Origin of the sequence: Acinetobacter sp. WCHAc060006 (assembly GCF_004209135.1) — a bacterium.
Classification (GTDB): Bacteria; Pseudomonadota; Gammaproteobacteria; order Pseudomonadales; family Moraxellaceae; genus Acinetobacter; species Acinetobacter cumulans.
In genome coordinates this window covers 39,032-58,307 of the sequence record NZ_SGSS01000002.1, presented here as the reverse complement: position 1 = coordinate 58,307, position 19,276 = coordinate 39,032, and the positions used below count along the sequence as shown (strand labels likewise).

The following is a 19,276-nucleotide window of genomic DNA, read 5'->3' as shown; positions in this document are numbered from 1 at the left end:
CCAAGCACTCATCTTTACAGAAAAACGCACATCGTCTGCAAAGCTATACCTTAAGATCAATCTCATCTCATTCCTTCTGCTGGAGCATCTCCGCATGAATGCTGTTATTTATTTTGAAATTCAATCTTCAAATCCTGAACGAGACACACAATTCTACAGTGAAATATTTGGTTGGACTTTTCATCGTGTAGACGGCCTTCCCATTCAATATTATCAAATTGAAACTGCGGGTATACATGGTGGCTTACTCGAGCGACCTGCCCAGACCCCGCCCACACATTGTGGCACCAATGCCTTTACCTGTTCGATTGAAGTTAAAAATTTTGATGCAACAGCAGCTAAAATTTTAGCGAATGGCGGTCAAGTCGCTATGGAAAAATTCGCCATTGCAGGCAAATGCTGGCAAGGCTATTTCTTAGATCCCGACCACAATACTTTTGGACTTGTGCAAGTCGATCCCAATGCAGCATAACCACTTTGTACAAATGCTCATATTTTAGCAACGCCCTAAGCGACTTAGCTTGACGCATGAATAATCAATAACCAACGGAATATTCAGTATTTATGATACTTTAGAGCCCAATCAAATCTTTTGATGTTTTGGGGCTAGCATGACTGTTCGTTTTTTTCATACTTCTGATTGGCATTTAGGACAATTCTTCTATAACCATTCGCGTGACTACGAACATGAACAGTTTCTCAATTGGCTACTTGAGCAAATAGCACAAAAACAGCCACATGCCCTGCTCATTGCAGGTGATATTTTTGATGTCATCAACCCTGCATCTAGAGCACAAAAGCAGCTGTATCAGTTTTTAGCTGATGCACATGTGCGTGCCCCGCACATGCAAACCCTGATGATCGCAGGCAACCATGACTCAGGTTACCGTATTGAACAAGTTGAGCCATTATTAGAAAAATACCATGCCAAAGCTGTAGGTGTGGTCCATAAAAATACCGAAGGTCAGCTTGATTTAGACCGCCTGCTCGTACCTATTTTAGATGAACAAAAAAATATCGTGGCATGGTGTCTGACTTTACCTTTTTTACGTGCTGCCGAGATTACTGGTTTAAATGATCAAACCACCAATAGCCAAAGCGCCATTGCCTATGTACATCAGCAATTAATTGCAGAAGCCAAAGCACGTAAAACAGCAGATCAAGCCTTAATTTTAATGTCACATGCCCACATGCAAGGCGGTGAAACGTCGGACTCAGAGCGCCCAATTATTATTGGCAATGAAGAAGCGCTTTCGACTGCGCTATTTGATGATGTAATCGACTATGTTGCACTTGGGCATTTGCATAAACCGCAAAAAGTCGGACAGGCTCATATCCGTTATAGCGGCTCACCGATTCCCCTGTCATTTAGTGAAATTAATTATAAGCACCAAGTGCTTGAGATCAGTATTGACCCGACTCAAAGCGATGAATCACGCTTTCAAATGGAGTCCTTAGCGATTCCGCGCAGTGTGCAATTGCATCGAATCAAAGGCACAATTCCAGAAGTTTTGGCACAATTATCCGCTTTGACGAGCGGTGAAATTGAAGATATTGATCAGCGTGAATATGTCGAAATTGAATATCATACCGACACCCCGCCTGCACCTAATTTAAGACAGCAGTTTGAAGAGGCTTTAGCGCCAAACCGTTATCGTTTGGTGCGCATCAGCCGCCGTTATTTAACTTCAGATCAAAATAATCAGCAGCAAGCTGCTATCAACCTTGATCCGCCTACGCCTGAAAAATTATTCCAAAATCTTTGGGAAAAACAAGGTTACGGTGCTGATGATACCGTAATTAAAGATTTTTTAAGTTTGATCGATGAAGCTCAAAAATCACTTGAAGATGATGCGAACGCTTAAGGAATTGCCATGAAAATTTTATCTATACGTATTAAAAACTTGGCATCTTTAGCGGGTGAGCATTTTATTGATTTTGAATCTGAACCTTTAGCCAGTGCAGGTTTGGTAGCAATTATCGGCAAAACTGGTGCAGGTAAATCGACCATTTTAGATGCCATGTGTTTGGCGTTATTCAACGAGGTACCACGTCTTAAAAACAGCGATGGTAAACTTATTGATGTAGATGGATCAGAACTCCTCACGAAATCAACACAAACAATATTGCGCCGTGGTACAGCCCAAGGCTTTGCCGAGCTCAGCTTTGTTGCTCAAGACCAAAAAGTCTATGCTGCACGTTGGGAAATTAAACGTGCACGTGAAAACCCAAACGGTAAATTGCAAAGTGTACAGCGTTCACTAAAATGCTTAACGGACGAAACAATTATTGCTAATCAAACCAAACAGGTTGAAAAGCATATCCCCGAAATTATAAAACTCAGTTTCGAACAATTTACCCGTACAGTACTACTCGCACAATCAGAGGTCACTGCTTTTTTAAAAGCACGTGATAATGAACGTGGAAAACTTTTAGAATATCTAACCAACTCTGAAATCTTCGCAAAAATTGGTCAATTGGCCTTTGATAAAACCAAAGAAATTGCCAATCAGCGTAAAGAGCTGGAAAATGTTTTAGGACATATTGAAATATTGTCTGATGAAGATATTGCCTTACACACGGCGCAATTTCAAAGCCATGCAGATACTTACCAAAAACTTGATAGTGAAAAGCAGCAATTACTCAAACAGCAGCAATGGTTTCAACACAAAGACAAACTGATTGCGGATATTCAGCAGCGTGAGCAATATTTGGCTGTTCAACAGGAGCAACTTGATGCACTGCAGCCACAGAAGCTGCAATTGCAACAACTGGAAAAATTCGCCTCAATCCGTCCAAGCATCATTCAGCAGAAAAATTTAAATACAGAAATGGTGGCGCTGCAGCCTCAATTGACTCAGGCACAGCAGCAATTCAGCGCAATTGAAATTCAGTATAATCATGAAAAATCGCAATTTGAACAAATTGATCTGCAGCAAAAACAGCAGCACCAATTTGAAGTGGATTATCAAGATCAAATTGATGTAGTACGTGCGCGGATTGCCGACCGCCGAGTGCTAGGCGATCAGCTCATTGCTGTGAAAGATGAACTCAAAAAACTGCAAGATCAGCATGCCCCGCTGCTTCAATCCGAACAGCAATTGCTACAAGCACAGCAGCAGTTAGAACAAAATTTAGCACAGCAAAATACCCTACTGCTGCAAACAGCACATTTTCAAGTTTTAGATGAAGCGCTGTCTGCACATCTCAGCCCTTTACAGCGCTTTATTCAAAGTTATGTGCAATTTGAGCAGCAATATGGTGATGTCGCGCAAGCTACGCAGCAAGTCGCTCAAAAACAGCAACAGCTTGAACAGCTTATTCAGCAATTTGGGCAAGACCAAGTGCTCAATTCTAAAATTACAGGCTTACGTACATCACGTGAAGACCTAATAAATCGTCTTAATCAGTTGGATGTCACCAAGAGTCATTGGCAGCGTTACCACGCTATTCATGTTGAACAGCAGCAAAAATTGCAAGAACAGCAAAAACTGCAAAGCGATCTCACACAGCATCAGCAACAATGCAGCACAGCTGAAACTGAGTTTCATACACAAAAATCGGCTCGAGAAAGTTTGCAAACAGTGTTACAGCAGCAGCGATTACTGCATGCAGACAATATAGAACAGCTCAGAGCTAATCTGGTCGCAGGAGAAGCATGTTTGGTCTGCGGCAGCACCGAGCACCCTTATACACATAACCAAGATGTGCTTTCCCATGAACTGTTAAAACTGCAAGAACAGCAGGAACAACAAGCGCTAGCGCAGGAAAAAATAGCCTTTGATCTGTGGCAGCAACTGCAAAAAAAATGCACACAGCAGTCCACTGCTTTTGAAGCCAATGCACAGCAACTCATTGCAATCGGCACGCAGCAGAGCAATGTCCAAACCCAGCTTGAACAATCACTTCATGCACTGAGCATCCCTTATGATTTAAGTGCAGATTTGAGCTTACTTGAAACAGCTGTAAAGCATCATATTGAAAAAACACAGCAGTCTTTACAGCAAACAGAAGCTGATTTAAAAACCCATGAACGGGCACAGCAAAACAGCCAGACTTTGTCTCAATACATTCAGCACACGACAAAGCAGCTGACCGATGTACAGCATGCAGAACAAAATATTCAACCTATTTTGTCTTTATTCAATGACACTGAAAAACATGCATGGCAGCAATCGACCCGCACCGCTACTGAACAGGTTTATGAGAAACTACAACAGCGCCTCAACACCCTAAAACAACGCAATGAACTAGATACGCAACTGAATCAGAAAATGCAGCAACTGGAACAGGCGAAACAGCAAACTAAATTCAGTCTAGAGAATATTGCTACAACTGAAAAACGAATTGCGAAACTATTAGAAGAAGGTAAACAAAATAGCGATCTTGCGATTCAAGCTATTTTTACCATGACCCAAGTAACCGTTGAAAAACCGCATGAGTGGTTATTGCAGTTTGAGCAAAGCCGACAACAGCTGCAAACTCAGTTTAATACGGTGCGTCAACAGTTTGAGCAACGACGCCAAACCTTTGATGCCGCACAAGTAGCGCTGCAAAAGTATCAGGCACAGCAACTACAGCTGCAAAATCAACAGGAAGCAGCTGCACAAAGTATTCAACAGTGGTTATCGCTGCATATTGAGTTTAATGATGCCTTGTTGCAGCAACTAAGCGAAATTTCGCATGAACAAGAGCTGCAACTGAAACAGCAAATTATCGCGGCTGAACGTGCATATAGCGATGCACAATCTGCCAAAAAAACATTGGATGAACAATTACAGCAGCACTTAACACTGCAGCCTGAAATCACATTTGAAACCCTACTTGCACAATTGCAAAGCTTATTAGAACAAATGACCCAAGTGATGGAACAACGAGATGAGATGAAACTTAAACTCGAAGTACATCAGCGCAATGTCGTAAAACAGCAGCAATTTGCCGATCAGATAAAACAGATCCAATCTGAAGAGCACCGTTGGAATAAAATTTCGAGCTTAATGGGCGATGCAACGGGCAAGAAATTCCGTGATTTGGCGCAGCAATATAACCTCGATATTTTAATTGAGTATGCTAACCAGCAATTGGCGATGCTTTCTCAGCGCTATACCTTAAAGCGCCTTGAAAACTCTTTAAGCCTAGCCATTGTCGATCATGATATGGATGGTGAAACCAGATCTGTTTCTTCTCTTTCAGGCGGTGAGTCGTTCTTAACCGCGCTCGCTTTATCCTTAGCTATTGCCAGCATGGCATCAGGAACAACGAAAATCGAAAGCCTGTTTATTGATGAAGGTTTTGGTACGCTCGATGCCTCAAGTCTGCACATGGTGATGAATGCGCTAGATCAGCTACAAAACCAAGGTCGTAAAGTGGTATTAATTTCACATATTCAAGAAATGCACGAACGAATCCCAGTGCAAATTCAGGTCAATCCGATCGGTGCAGGTGCAAGTACCATTCAAGTCGTGGGATAAATCAAGCGTTGAAAATCCCCTCCTTAGAAAAAGGAGGGTTAGGGAGGATTAAATTTATTATTGCTGCGAATAATCGCGTGCACCAAACAGTGCTATCCCCACGCGAACCATAGTTGAACCTGCAGCAATCGCATCTGTCATATCACCCGACATGCCCATACTTAAGGTATCCCAATCCTCAGGTTTTGCATGCTGTGCTTTGACTTGCTCAAAGAGCGCTTTGGCATCAACAAAAGCCTGCGGATTGTTGGGTGCAGGAATCACCATCAAACCGCGTAAGCGTAAATTCGGCAATACTGAAATCTGTGCGACCAAATCTGCAACTTCATTCGGCTGACAGCCATCTTTGGTATCTTGCGCATCAATATTCACTTGCAGACAAATATTTAATGGCGCTTGAGTTGCTTCCCGCTGGCTTGATAATCGCTCTGCAATAATTAAACGGTCGACACCATGCACCCAAGCAAAGCTTGAAGCCAAATGTTTGGTTTTATTGCGCTGCACATGACCAATGAAATGCCACTCAATCTCTAAATCTTTGAGTGCTTCAATTTTATCTAAAGATTCCTGCAAATAATTTTCGCCAAATGCACGCTGCCCCGTCGCATACATTTCACGCAGCATTTCACTCGGATGCGTCTTAGATACCGCCAGTAACTGTACAGATTCACCAGCACGACCAGCCTTCAGACATGCCTGATTAATCTGCTCTAGTACCTGCTCTTTTGCGTGTTGAAGTGTATTCATTGACGAGGTTCTCATTTCATTCATCTTTTTTTCCTTTGCCCTTTAACTAACAGTTGGTTAAGCTGAGGGAAAGCCTTATTATTCTACCAAAATAATTAAGATTTAGACGTACTCGGGGATTTTATGGATATCACAGAATTATTGGCATTTTCGGCTAAAAATGGCGCTTCAGATTTACACTTATCAGCAGGTATGCCTCCACTGATCCGTGTAGATGGTGAAGTTCGTCGTATTAACTTGCCTGCATTAGAACATAAAGAAGTACACAAATTGGTGTACGACATTATGAATGACAAGCAACGCCGTGATTATGAAGAAAAATTGGAAACAGACTTTTCATTTGAAGTTCCAGGCGTGGCACGTTTCCGTGTGAACGCATTTAACCAAAACCGCGGTGCTGGTGCGGTTTTCCGTACCATTCCATCAAAAGTACTTTCAATGGAAGATTTGGGCATGGGGCAAATCTTTAAAGAGATTTGTGAATACCCACGCGGTATCGTACTGGTGACTGGGCCTACAGGTTCTGGTAAATCGACGACATTGGCAGCCATGATGGACTACATCAATGACAACCGTTATGACCATATTTTGACGGTCGAAGATCCAATCGAATTTGTACACCAATCAAAAAAATGCCTAATTAACCAGCGTGAAGTCCACCGCGATACCCACGGCTTTAACGAAGCACTTCGTTCAGCACTGCGTGAAGACCCTGACATTATCTTGGTCGGTGAGATGCGTGACCTTGAAACGATTCGTTTGGCGCTTACAGCAGCTGAAACTGGTCACTTAGTATTTGGTACGCTACATACTACATCTGCGGCTAAAACCATTGACCGTGTGATTGACGTATTCCCTGCTGAAGAAAAAGATATGGTTCGTGCCATGTTGTCAGAATCACTACAAGCGGTTATTTCACAAACACTATTAAAGAAAAATGGTGGTGGCCGTGTAGCAGCGCATGAAATCATGATCGGTATTCCTGCAATCCGTAACTTGATTCGTGAAAACAAAGTCGCGCAAATGTACTCTGCCATTCAAACGGGTGCAAACTACGGCATGACAACGCTAGACCAAAGCTTAAAAACTTTAGTGTCTAAAGGCATCATTAGCCCACAAACTGCACGTACTGCAGCAAAACAGCCAGAATCTTTCTTATAAAAATTAGCATTATATTATTTGGGGAAACCTTATGGATTTTAACGGTTTGCTCGACTTTATGGTGGAAAAAAAGGCCTCTGACCTTTTTATTACTGCCGATGTCGAGCCGTCCATGAAAATTAATGGTCAAATTGTACCTATTGGCTCTACAAAACTGCCAGGTTCAACTGTTGGCCAATTATTAAATGCCATAATGAACGACAAACAGCGTAAAGAGTTTGCAGAAACACGTGAATGTAACTTTGCAATCAGCAATCCATCTAAATCAGCGCGTTTCCGTGTGAGTGCATTTCAGCAACGTGATGAGCCAGGCATGGTGCTCCGTCGTATTGAAACGATCATTCCGACTATGGAGCAACTCAAGTTACCGCCAATTTTAAAAGAATTAGCGATGACCAAGCGCGGTATCATCATCTTTGTGGGTGCAACAGGTACAGGTAAATCAACATCCCTAGCATCACTCGTGGGTTATCGTAACCAAAACTCAAAAGGTCATATCATCACCATTGAAGACCCGATTGAATTTGTACACGAGCATCAAGGTTGCATTATTACCCAGCGTGAAGTGGGTATTGATACCGATTCTTTTGAAATCGCACTGAAAAATACCTTACGTCAGGCACCTGATGTCATTTTGATTGGTGAGATTCGTTCACGTGAAACAATGGACTATGCCATTGCCTTTGCTGAAACAGGTCACTTGGTATTTGCGACACTACATGCCAACAACGCCAACCAAGCATTAGATCGTATCATTCACTTCTTTGAAGCAGATCGTCACAACCAATTGTTTATGGATTTATCGTTAAATCTAAAAGCCGTGGTTGCACAGCAGTTGATTCCAACCATTGATGGTAACTCTCGCCGTGCTGCGATTGAAATTTTGATCAATTCACCTTTAATTTCAGACATGATCCGTAAAGGTGATGTACATGAAATTAAAGACCTGATGAAACGTTCTCGTGAATTAGGCATGCAAACCTTTGACCAAGCCCTGTTTGACCTTTATAAAGCCAAACAAATTAGCTACAAAGATGCACTCAAACACGCCGATTCACCAAACGACTTACGCCTACAAATCAAATTGTCTGAAGAAGGTGGAGATCGCTTAATGAATGCCAGCACCAACATTACCTTTGATGGTCAAGTGTAGGCGGTAATTTACTAAGATTCTGAAATTCAAGCACAAAAAAAGGCTGATCTCTCAGCCTTTTTTTGTGCTTATTGGATTTGATTTACATAAAGCTAAATCAAATCCAGTTTGGCATTATTTTTTACGGTATGCTTCTTGGCATGCTGGCGCATCACAATAACCATATAGATTTAATGAATGGCCTGTCAGTTCGAAACCGAATTTTTTCGCCACTTCGTGCTGTTCGTGCTCGATCACATCATTGGTAAACTCGACCACTTTGTTACAGTTTTGGCACACGATATGGTCGTGATGATCTTCCTGCATAATTTCAAATACAGAATGATTGTTTTCAAAGTGATGACGCTGAATAATCCCTGCAGCTTCAAACTGTGTTAACACGCGATACACAGTTGCTAAACCCACATCTTCACCTTGTTCAAGTAAAGTCTTATAAATGTCTTCCGCGCTTAAATGATGTTGTCTTGAATTTTCTAGTAATTCCAATATTTTAATTCGTGGAAGCGTAACTTTAAGTCCAGCTTTGCGTAAATCTTGGTTTGATATTGGCATGAAAAAAGGTCTCTCAACAAAATTAAAGTTGGAATAGGCAACAAACTTTAGATGCAGTATGATCTATCCTTGGATCAAATGCATCATAATTAATTTGGGATAGTGTAGCAAAATGCAAAAACTCATGCTGACGTTGTTCGTCACTTCATTGCTCGTAGGCTGTTCAACCTTGGGCGTTTATAAAGTTGATATTCCACAAGGAACGCCGTTAACTAAGGCGCAAGCATCAAAAATCCAAGTGGGTATGACATTCCAACAAGTTCGTTTTGTGCTTGGAAGCCCAACAATTACAGATCCAATGAATCCTTTGCGCTGGGACTACATCTACAATTATACCCCAGGAACCTATGCTAAAAAAGCGAAGATTCCTGCTGCATCTGGTCAGCATTTAAAAGTTTATTTTAACCAAAACGGCATCGTCGAAAAAATCGAAGGTTTGGACACTATTCCAGAATCACAACCAGGTCTACCTGGCTCAAAAGAAGCAATTTTAACTGCACCGCCACTATAATCAGTTTCATATAAAAATAAACCCCTCTGTTGAGGGGTTTTTTTTATGACCATAATTGTTTAAAGCGATTTCCGCGACAATAACGACTGACCGGATTTTTTGCAGCCCGATTACGGCGTATCTCTTTTGGATTAATCGTTAATGCACGATAAATCTCAACGCGATCACCCGCCTGTAAAATTTGCTGATGATCTTTTAAACGCACACCAAAAATACCCAATTGAAGGTTTTCGGGGAGTTCTGTTTGTTGCTCAATCCCACTAAGACGAATCGCATCTAATGCAGTCATGCCTTCATTAAATGGGACTGAAATATGAAATTGAGCTGTCGGGCCAGCATAAGCCACCCAAATTTTTTGTACCGCCATTAGAGCATCCGACCTAATACAGCCACAATCGCCAACACAATCGATAGTGGAATAACAATACGCACCGCTATACGCCAAATATTATAAAACGCTTCATTTGAAAAATTCAGTGCTTTACGCAAATGGCTAATTTTCATAATCCAACCAACGAAAACCGCATATACCAAACAAATCACCAAGCCCCAGAGAATCAACACTGTGTTGAAAATAGGGCTAATACTTGGAATTGCCCAAATAAATACTGGAACCAGTATTACGAGCCACTGCACAGGCATTGCAATTTGGCGCTGCTGTAATTGTTCACGTGCTAAATTGAGCACTAAAGCTGCAAACATTGTTGCTGCAAATGCTAATGCATACGCAGGTACGGTTGTTTTGACAGCAAAGAAACCAAACGCAACAACTGCCAATAATTGTGCGAACCAAATAGGTAGTGCAGTTTGAGTTGCAGATTCTTGGCTTTGTGTTGCGAATAAACTACTTTGCCAATATAGGCCTAGCCCTAAACCACTCGCAACTAGAGCCAATACTGTTGCACTTCCCCATTCACTAAATTCAACAGGTGTAACATGCCATGCTGGAAGCTGTGTGCCCATAACATTGGCCAACACTAAAGAAGCCAATACACCTACAGCTGTTAGAAGTACCGTAATTTGGCGTGGGATAAAGGACAAAACAATTGCCAATACTGCAAGACCTGCCAATACAATAGGTGTTCCTAGCGCAGGAACTGCCGTAGCTTGTAAAAGCTGACTAATATTAGACAGTACACCACCCACCAAAAATGGAATAAAAACAGCAGCTAACCAGCCTGCCAAACGCCATTTCGCAGATGCATCTGCATCGCGTGTTAATTTAGATAATGCCTGTAAAGCGGTGGTATTTGAGCGTTTTGCAAGTGCGATTTCTAAATAGCACAATGGCAATGCTAAAATGAGCATTGTTGCAAGCCAGAGCAACCAGAAATCTAGCTGACGGTCAATTTGAATCCCCGTTATTGGCGCAAGAGTCGCAATAATAATAAATGAGACACAAAAAGCCATCAGAGGCGATAACCATTTTGACATAGCATTATCCTGCATGAGGCGTTCCTTTAAAAAAGCTAGCGCTATTTTGCCCTGCTCTGTCTGGAAAATCAAAAACAAAAAGCAAACCACCTTACGGTGATTTGCTGCGCTAAATCATTATTAGATTTTAGTTCTTCTTATCTCGTTCATCTTGAATTATGAGAAGAAGCGAGCGAACCAGTTTTTACCTTTTTTCTGTTCTTTTTCTTTAATGATTCCCATCATATTTTCTTTCACGGCGCCGACATAATCTGCATCATCGTGTTGAATATGATTAATGAGCCATTTAGATAATACTTCATGAAGTTCTGCTTCAATCGCGTGGCCCATATTAAAACGATCGCGATATGACTCAATCTTTTTAATAAATAAATCGTGTACACGTTTGTGTGGTACACGGTATTTATAACCCGCTTCTTCTTGAAGAGACTCTTCAAAGGTAAAATGAGACTGTGTATAGTCAATAATATTATTCAATACTTCTTGAATACGTGCACGATCCGTATTGGCATCTACACTATCAATTTCATTAATATAATCAAGAATACGTTTATGCTGATCGTCAATCACATCAATGCCAGTATTATATTCTGGAATCCATTTCATTTTCATTACGACCACCTACCACTTTTGAATTATTTATCACATAAAATTAATCATATAGCGAAATAGATTAAATAAAAATGAAGTGATTTACTCGGAATTATGTGTATTTAAAGTAATATTATGTAAATCATTGTTTATTATTGTTTTAATATTTAATCTTGACCACAAGAGTCGGATATTTTTTAATCAATTCAAGTATAAATCATATAAATAATTACATCTATTTTCAAAAAAACAGTCATTTAAAATATAGAGCTCAATTATTTTGAATATTGAATGCAATCAATAATGATCTGCCAATGTCACGCGACGCAAAGATGGATCTAAACGCTCACGCTCTAAACGCGCAATTTCACTCATAGCATGACGAATAGGCTTACCATGTTGAAAGAGAATCATCTCACCGGGTTTAAATGCCGTCCAAACTTCATTTTGAGTTAAAGGCTCTGTGGTAATAACTGCCACACGATCATCAGCAGTCGTCACTTCACTAAAATCGACTTCCACATCTAAATCAATTAACTGTGCAGGTTTAAATGGGTACTCACGTACCAACCAATGTAATTTGGTAATGGCATAGCTAAACAAAGCTTGGCCATTGGATAAACAGAAGTTAAACGTGCCATGTTCAGCAATTTGCGGAGAAATCTCAATGAGTACATCAAAGATTTGGTCTAAGCTGGGCTCTTCATAGCCAAAACGTTTAACCAATTGTTCGAGCAAATAACAAAAAGCCAATTCGCTATCTGTATTGCCTACAGGCGTAAAACGACCTGCTAATTCAGGTGAAAAATCATGTAAATCACCATTGTGAGCAAAAATCCATTGGCGCCCCCAAAGCTCACGACTAAATGGATGCGAATTTTCTAAATTGATTTTACCTTGGGTCGCTTTACGAATATGCGCAATCACATTGCGTGATTTAATTGGATAATTACGAATCAATTCAGCAATCGGTGATTCAACGGCGGATTGATTGTCTACAAATAAACGGCAGGCTTTATCTTCAAAAAAAGCGATACCAAAACCATCACAATGATCCGATGTAATACCTGCACGCTGAGAGAAACCACGGAAAGAAAACGTAATATCCGTTGGTGTCGCACAATTCATCCCTAACAGCTGGCACATAAGCGTCATCATCATAAGTGTGGTCAATGATAACGCTATTCTGCATGAGTCCTGAAACGATTACAAATAACAAAATCCATCACAGCTCGCTATTTTGAGCGCTATTGCGTGATTCTTTGATGAAAAATAAAGTTTTTTGCCATTTTGGCTACCTCTAAAAAAACAAAATAATCCACACAATTAAATTCTTGATCGTAATAGGCCTGTTGCGACAAAGTTGCCTGCATTTTTAAATACACATCAAACAATTTTGGAATACGTTCATCCTGCTTAAAGCTATATTGCGGATATGCAGGTTCATACGACTGTTGTGCCCGTATAGAATTCGTACCTTGCTTTAAGTTTTTTATAAATTGATGGGTGTAATAAGCCTGCGCTTCATTGCCCTTGAGCCGCACACTCACACAACCAATGACATATTTGGCTTTCATTTCCCACAACACCTTGGGGAGTAAGTTTAGCCACAACACAGACAATGCTTTGCCTGAACGATAGCGTGGATGCACACAGGTTCGTCCAATTTCCACAATATGCTCTAAATGGCCCAATTGGCTGGCTATATCAAATTCATGTTGACTATAGCTCTTTGTGACTAACTCATAGCCTTGTAAGCGCTTAATTCTGGTATACGCTACGATTTCTTGAGTGACTTTGTCACGTAATACGGCGTGTTCACAATTAAAATCATATAAATCTTGATCTAGCCCATTTGCAAAGTGCAAATTAAACTGTGCCCCAAATTGCACTGCTCTAAATTGTTGTACTTGCTGAAGGCCAGCTAAGTCTTCAACCCACTCAAAACTATAACTGGTTGCTTTGTGGTTTTTTTTATAAAAGGGTAAGGCAAAATTTTGACGGTACTGATTTAGTTTATCCAACATGTGCACAACCTCAGCTCTTTGACGTTGTTTTACACTAGGTGTACGCGATGACATTTTCATGACCACATAGCATTCTGTTGCAATTCAAACCTACAAAAAAAGCCCCATCGAAATGGGGCTTTTTATATTTACAGCAGACGATCTTGAAGGCTTAAGCTTTTTTAGCAGCTTGACGGTTGGTAATTAAAGTACCCACACCATGATCAGTAAAAATTTCTAACAACGTTGCATGGGGTACACGACCATCGACAATATGTGCACTTACCACACCACCCTTCACTGCATCTAATGCACAGCCCACTTTAGGAATCATGCCACCATAGATCACGCCCGTTTCAATTAAACGGTCAACTTCTTGTGTGCTTAAACCAGTCAGTAGGTTTTTGTTTTCATCCAATACACCGCTGATATTGGTTAACAAGATAAGTTTTTCCGCACCGAGTGCTTCAGCCACTTTACCCGCAACCAAATCTGCATTGATGTTATAGGTGTTGCCTTCTTCATCTACACCCAATGGTGCAATCACTGGAATAAAATCACCTTGCGTGAACATTTCCAAGACATCAGTTTTTACACCAACGACTTCGCCCACTAGACCTAAATCAATTTCTTTGATAGAACCATCTTCTGCCGTCTTCTGCATCAATAATTTCTGTGCACGAAGCAAATTACCATCTTTACCTGTTAAACCAATTGCACGGCCACCATGCTTATTAATCAGGTTCACAATGGACTTATTCACACTACCACCCAACACCATTTCTACAACTTCCATCGTAGCTGGGTCAGTTACGCGCATACCGTCAATACGGTCAGACTCACGGCCTAATTGCTTCAAAAACGAATCAACTTGTGGGCCACCTCCGTGAACCACAATAGGGTTTAAACCTACAGTTTTTAATAAAACAATATCACGTGCAAATGAGCTTTCTAGCTCAGGATCAGTCATTGCGTTGCCGCCATATTTTACAACCAGCGTTTTACCTGAAAAACGTTGAATGTACGGCAAAGCCTCTGTCAAAATCTGTGCTTTGTCGATGCCGGTATGCTGATGTGGCATTCGCCTCTCCTTATTGAGCATCTGAAATGTCTTGAGCGATGTCTGGATACTGCTCAACTAACATATTGACAAACAGGCGCTGTATTTGGCGCATACGCGTCATATCATCCGCATCAAAACGAAGGGTGAAATACTCGCCTGTATTCGATGCTCGAATGATGCCAAATCCATCATCAAAATCAAGCCGTATCCCATCAATTTTGCTAATTTCTGCATGAATCTGTTGAGATTGACGTTCTACTTCGGCCAAAACAGCTTTTGGGTCGACATGATGGGTGGAAATATAAAGATCTTCCGTACCCACGCGTTCTGGATAACGCGCCAAGAGTTCAGCCAAACTTAATTGCTCTGCTTGCATATATTCAATCACACGCAGTGCTGCATATAAGCCATCGTCATAGCCCCAGCCACGCCCGTCATTAAATACATAATGCCCTGCATATTCGCCACCAAATACCGCGTGACCTTTTGATTGCGCCAAATACTTGCGTAAAAAGGTACTTCCCGTGCGCAACATGGTTGCTTGGCCATTGAGTGCCTGCACTGTATTACGCACCATCGTCGAGCATTTTACGTCATAAACAATTTCGGCTTGCGGATGCGTTTTTAAACACATTTCCGCAAATAAACATAACAAACGATCGGCAGTAATGACCGTACCTTGTGCATCAATTAACACCAAACGGTCGCCATCACCATCTAGCGCAATGCCTATATCTGCTTGCTGTGAAACAACCGCATTTCGTAGCTGGCTTAAATGGGCAATTTGTGATGGATCTGGTGCATGGTCTGGAAACTCACCATTCGCCACACAACGCAAGGCACTCACTTCGCAACCCAACTTATTTAAAACTAAATTTGCACAGCGACCTGCTGAACCATGCATACCATCTAATACAATTTTTATTGGTGCTTGAAGCTGAATATCAGCCAATAATGCATGTTGGTATTGTAAGCAATATTGAGGCAATATTTGGTGTGGTAATTCAAGTGGTGTTACAGATTTCTTAGGCACAAAATGATGTTTTGCATCTGTTGCAACATGCTGAATCATTTCAGGTGTGGGTGGTTCGCCTTGCACAATCCACTTTATACCATTATCTGTTTTTGGATTATGGCTGGCAGTCACCATTACACCATTGCCAGAAAAATCACGTGCAATGTAATACAACATTGGACTAGAACAACAACCAATAATCGTCACATCAAGCCCATAGCTTTCGCACACGTCTTGAATAATTGAAGCATATAACGGGCTATTGATACGTGCATCATAACCAATAGCCAAGCATGTTTGGCCACGTTTTAAATATTGCTGAGCTAAACCATGGGCGATCGAACCCACCATATCACTGGTTAATAAACTAGATTTACCACGGATGTCGTACGCGCGGAAAATATGAGACGGAAAATTGTTATAGAGTAAACCCATAAGATATTCTTCTTTTAATTGCCCGTATCAACAGTGGCCTACTTTAGGAGGAACAATCAGTTTGATTAAACAATTAAGCACATAAATACTTTAAAAAAGTGTTCCTTTTTTAAATCATTTTAGTTTAAGAATCAATTAATAAAACTTAAGCTTTTGAATATAAAATAGTTAATATCAATTGACCATTGAGTAAAAAATATTTTATCCAAAATTCCTTAAAAAATTATTAACCCCATAATTATAAAAGATAAAAATTTTAAGCGTGAAAATAATACGTAATTACAAAAAAACAGTCGGTTCAAGTTAAAAGATAAAATATATCAAACAGATAGAATAGTTTATGCACCTCAAATATCGCACTATCCTATTTCTATATTAGGCTATTTGATCTGCCCAATAGTTTATGAGAATTACATAATACCAACAATCACTAATATTAGGGATATTTGATAAAGCCACCCATTAATACGCAAACTGGTTCACACTTTTTAATTTTTAATCTATTTCTATGACTATTATTTTTATAAATCAATCGTCAATATGCATGTAAAGCAATGAAAACATTACCTTACATGCATTGCCTGCTTAGTTTTTGCCAGTATGACCAAAACCGCCAGCACCACGTTCAGTTGCTTCAAATTCTTCAACTAAATTAAACTGTGCTTGCACCACAGGTACCAGTACATACTGCGCTAAGCGCTCGCCTGGCTCTAGGCTAAAAGCAGTCTGACTACGGTTCCATACAGAAACCATTAATTCGCCTTGATAGTCAGAATCAATCAAACCTACCAAGTTGCCCAACACGATGCCGTGCTTATGACCAAGGCCAGAACGTGGCAAAATCATACCTGCAAAATTGACATCTTCAATGTAAATTGCAAGACCTGTTTTAATCAGCACAGTTTGACCTGGTTCAATCACTGTCGTTTCAGCAACACAAGCACGTAAATCTAAGCCTGCAGAACCTGCTGTAGCATACGCAGGCATTGGCCATTCTGTACCTAGACGTGAGTCGAGTACTTTAACTTGAACTTTCATGTTTCATTCCTGTTTCAATGTAACTTATTTTACAAATTGCTTATTAGCGCTTAATCAACGCACGTAAATTTTCTAAGTAATGCTGTGCTTGCAATTTTGGATCAATATTACCCGCCAGTTTTTTCTTACGACCTAACCAATCCAGTTCATCTTGTGGCAATTCATCCAAGAAGCGACTCGGGGTCATTTGTTTCATTTGCCCACCCGCTTTACGTTGTTCTGCCAAGGTGATGGTCAAACCTTGACGTGCACGGGTAATACCCACGTACATTAAGCGGCGCTCTTCTTCAACAGTTTCGGCCGCAATTGAGTTTTTATGAGGCAAAATTTCCTCTTCTAAACCAATCAGGTAGACATAAGGAAACTCCAAACCTTTTGATGCATGTAAGGTTAATAAATTGACCTTATCTGTATCTTCCTCTTCTTGCTGTTGCTCCAACATATCCAGCAACACCATTTTACGAATGACACTTTCAATGTTTTTTTCGTCGACATCTTCAGCACGGTTAATCAAACTTTGGATACTGCTGTACAACACTTCAATATTGTCGAGCTTGGTTTTTTCCTGTGCTGGTGTGGCTGCCGTTTCTTTCACATAATCGATATAGCCAGCTTCAATCATCATTTGGCGGATAATGGGTACAGGTTCATCATCTTCGATTAAATTACGTGTGAAACGCTCAATGAAGTCATGAAATTCGGCCAATTGCGTGGTGGCTTTTTTGGGAATCGCCATAGTTAAACGCTGATCACCCGATGCTGCTAGCAAGGACAAATTACTTTCTTGTGCAAACAGCCCCAGTTTCTCTAAGGTCACAGGGCCAATCGCACGTTTAGGTGTATTAATAATACGTAAGAATGCGCTGTCATCTTCTGGGTTAATAATCAGACGTAAATAGCTCATCATGTCTTTAATTTCTGAGCGCGCAAAGAACGACTGACCACCCGATAATTTATACGGAATCTGCATTTGGCGAAGCTGCGTTTCCAAAATTCGCGCTTGGAAATTACCACGGTACAAAATGGCATAATCTTTCCAGTTTTTACCATTCATTAATTTGTGCGTAATTAAATCCTTTACGACGCGCTCCGCTTCATCATCATCATTACGGCAAGTAATGACACGAATCACTTCACCATGGCCTTTGTCTGACCACAATTTTTTATCAAAAATATGTGGGTTATTGCCAATCACAGTATTCGCGGCTTTTAAAATGCGACTGGTCGAACGGTAATTTTGTTCGAGCTTAATCACTTTTAAATTACGGAAGTCTTCGTTTAACAAAGCCATGTTTTCAGGCTTTGCACCACGCCATGCATAAATGGATTGGTCATCATCACCTACCGCAGTAAATTGGCCCATCACCCCCACCAAGAGCTTGACCAAAATATATTGCGCGGTATTGGTATCTTGATATTCATCCACCAACAAATAACGAATTCGGTTTTGCCAACGATCACGTACTTCTGCATTTTCTTGTAATAATCGTGTTGGCATTACAATTAGATCATCAAAATCTACGGCGTTGTATGCACGTAAATTACGCTCATACAATTGGTATAAATGTGCAAATTGAACATCTTCTGCTGTTTCACAAGTGGTGTGAGCTTGCTCAGGTGGAATCAGGTCGTTTTTCCAATCCGAAATCATTTTCATGGCTTTCGCGATCAATTCTTTGCTTTCAGCACCAGATAAATTGTCACGATGCATTAAGTCCATCAAAATGCGTTTGCAGTCATCTGCATCTAAAATGGAAAAGTTATTTTTTAAAGGTGTATTTTTAAGTTCAAGACGTAATAAATTTAAACCAAAGGTATGGAAGGTCGACACCGACAAGCCCTTGGCTTCTTCACGTGTTAATAATTTGGTCACACGCTCTTTCATTTCACGTGCAGCCTTATTGGTGAAGGTCATCGCAGTAATACGATGCGCAGGAATACCGCAGTGCTTCACCAAATACGCAATTTTACGGGTAATCACTGAGGTCTTGCCTGAACCTGCACCTGCAAGTACTAACAAGGGTCCTTGAGTATATTTCATGGCTTCAAGTTGCTTGTCGTTTAACTGACTTGCGAGTGACATAGTGATTCCTCATCCT

The 19,276-nt window shown here is 40.7% G+C and carries 17 protein-coding genes; 6 read left to right on the top strand and 11 right to left on the bottom strand.

The window, feature by feature from the left end; genetic code table 11:
* Positions 1–94: 94 nt before the first annotated feature.
* From EXE29_RS01895 to EXE29_RS01885, 3 genes are all read left to right on the top strand, one after another.
* The gene (locus tag EXE29_RS01895) at positions 95–472 is read left to right on the top strand and encodes a VOC family protein (protein ID WP_117006426.1); all 378 of its coding nucleotides are present in this window, start codon (positions 95–97) and stop codon (positions 470–472) included.
* Between the two features lie 139 nt (positions 473–611).
* Positions 612–1,865 carry an exonuclease SbcCD subunit D gene (locus EXE29_RS01890; RefSeq protein WP_120363837.1) on the top strand — a complete coding sequence of 418 codons (1,254 nt, stop codon included), beginning with the start codon at positions 612–614 and terminating at the stop codon, positions 1,863–1,865.
* Positions 1,866–1,874: 9 nt separating this feature from the next.
* Positions 1,875–5,471, top strand: coding sequence for an AAA family ATPase (locus tag EXE29_RS01885; protein ID WP_120363838.1), 3,597 nt, complete (start codon positions 1,875–1,877; stop codon positions 5,469–5,471).
* A 57-nt stretch (positions 5,472–5,528) separates the two neighbouring features.
* Here EXE29_RS01885 and EXE29_RS01880 read toward each other — a convergent pair whose 3' ends face one another.
* The gene (locus EXE29_RS01880; RefSeq protein WP_120363839.1) at positions 5,529–6,218 is read right to left on the bottom strand and encodes a YggS family pyridoxal phosphate-dependent enzyme; all 690 of its coding nucleotides are present in this window, start codon (positions 6,216–6,218) and stop codon (positions 5,529–5,531) included.
* 123 nt (positions 6,219–6,341) lie between these two features.
* Here EXE29_RS01880 and EXE29_RS01875 point away from each other — a divergent pair, with 123 nt between their 5' ends.
* Positions 6,342–7,379: a type IV pilus twitching motility protein PilT gene (locus EXE29_RS01875; protein WP_106985503.1), complete on the top strand. Its 1,038-nt coding sequence runs from the start codon at positions 6,342–6,344 to the stop codon at positions 7,377–7,379.
* Between the two features lie 31 nt (positions 7,380–7,410).
* Entirely contained in the window at positions 7,411–8,532 is a 1,122-nt protein-coding gene (locus tag EXE29_RS01870; RefSeq protein WP_106985502.1) for a PilT/PilU family type 4a pilus ATPase, read from the top strand.
* Positions 8,533–8,646: 114 nt separating this feature from the next.
* On the opposite strand, the gene fur is transcribed toward EXE29_RS01870, so the two are convergent.
* The gene (gene fur / locus EXE29_RS01865) at positions 8,647–9,084 is read right to left on the bottom strand and encodes a ferric iron uptake transcriptional regulator (protein ID WP_067766225.1); all 438 of its coding nucleotides are present in this window, start codon (positions 9,082–9,084) and stop codon (positions 8,647–8,649) included.
* Between the two features lie 112 nt (positions 9,085–9,196).
* Between fur and EXE29_RS01860 the strand changes: the two genes are divergently transcribed.
* A complete protein-coding gene (locus EXE29_RS01860; protein ID WP_106985501.1) occupies positions 9,197–9,595 on the top strand; it encodes an outer membrane protein assembly factor BamE in 399 nt (132 codons plus the stop codon).
* A gap of 43 nt (positions 9,596–9,638) precedes the next feature.
* Here EXE29_RS01860 and EXE29_RS01855 read toward each other — a convergent pair whose 3' ends face one another.
* From EXE29_RS01855 to EXE29_RS01815, 9 genes are all read right to left on the bottom strand, one after another.
* Positions 9,639–9,962: an RnfH family protein gene (locus tag EXE29_RS01855; protein ID WP_106985500.1), complete on the bottom strand. Its 324-nt coding sequence runs from the start codon at positions 9,960–9,962 to the stop codon at positions 9,639–9,641.
* Positions 9,962–11,044 (bottom strand): SLC5/6 family protein, encoded by a 1,083-nt coding sequence (locus EXE29_RS01850; protein WP_117006422.1) that lies wholly within the window; start codon positions 11,042–11,044, stop codon positions 9,962–9,964. Before EXE29_RS01850 ends, EXE29_RS01855 begins: the two co-directional genes overlap by 1 nt.
* A 141-nt stretch (positions 11,045–11,185) precedes the next feature.
* The gene (locus EXE29_RS01845; RefSeq protein WP_106985498.1) at positions 11,186–11,641 is read right to left on the bottom strand and encodes a bacteriohemerythrin; all 456 of its coding nucleotides are present in this window, start codon (positions 11,639–11,641) and stop codon (positions 11,186–11,188) included.
* A gap of 276 nt (positions 11,642–11,917) precedes the next feature.
* Complete coding sequence (locus EXE29_RS01840) at positions 11,918–12,766, bottom strand: class II glutamine amidotransferase (RefSeq protein ID WP_106985522.1); 849 nt, start codon at positions 12,764–12,766, stop codon at positions 11,918–11,920.
* A 101-nt stretch (positions 12,767–12,867) separates the two neighbouring features.
* Positions 12,868–13,647 carry a GNAT family N-acetyltransferase gene (locus EXE29_RS01835; RefSeq protein WP_120363854.1) on the bottom strand — a complete coding sequence of 260 codons (780 nt, stop codon included), beginning with the start codon at positions 13,645–13,647 and terminating at the stop codon, positions 12,868–12,870.
* Between the two features lie 151 nt (positions 13,648–13,798).
* Positions 13,799–14,707, bottom strand: coding sequence for an acetylglutamate kinase (argB, locus tag EXE29_RS01830; RefSeq protein WP_117006421.1), 909 nt, complete (start codon positions 14,705–14,707; stop codon positions 13,799–13,801).
* Between the two features lie 10 nt (positions 14,708–14,717).
* A complete protein-coding gene (locus EXE29_RS01825) occupies positions 14,718–16,139 on the bottom strand; it encodes a phosphomannomutase/phosphoglucomutase (RefSeq protein ID WP_117006420.1) in 1,422 nt (473 codons plus the stop codon).
* A 585-nt stretch (positions 16,140–16,724) separates the two neighbouring features.
* Positions 16,725–17,177: a dUTP diphosphatase gene (dut, locus tag EXE29_RS01820; protein ID WP_106985495.1), complete on the bottom strand. Its 453-nt coding sequence runs from the start codon at positions 17,175–17,177 to the stop codon at positions 16,725–16,727.
* A gap of 43 nt (positions 17,178–17,220) precedes the next feature.
* The gene (locus EXE29_RS01815) at positions 17,221–19,260 is read right to left on the bottom strand and encodes a UvrD-helicase domain-containing protein (protein ID WP_117006419.1); all 2,040 of its coding nucleotides are present in this window, start codon (positions 19,258–19,260) and stop codon (positions 17,221–17,223) included.
* Positions 19,261–19,276 lie beyond the last annotated feature (16 nt).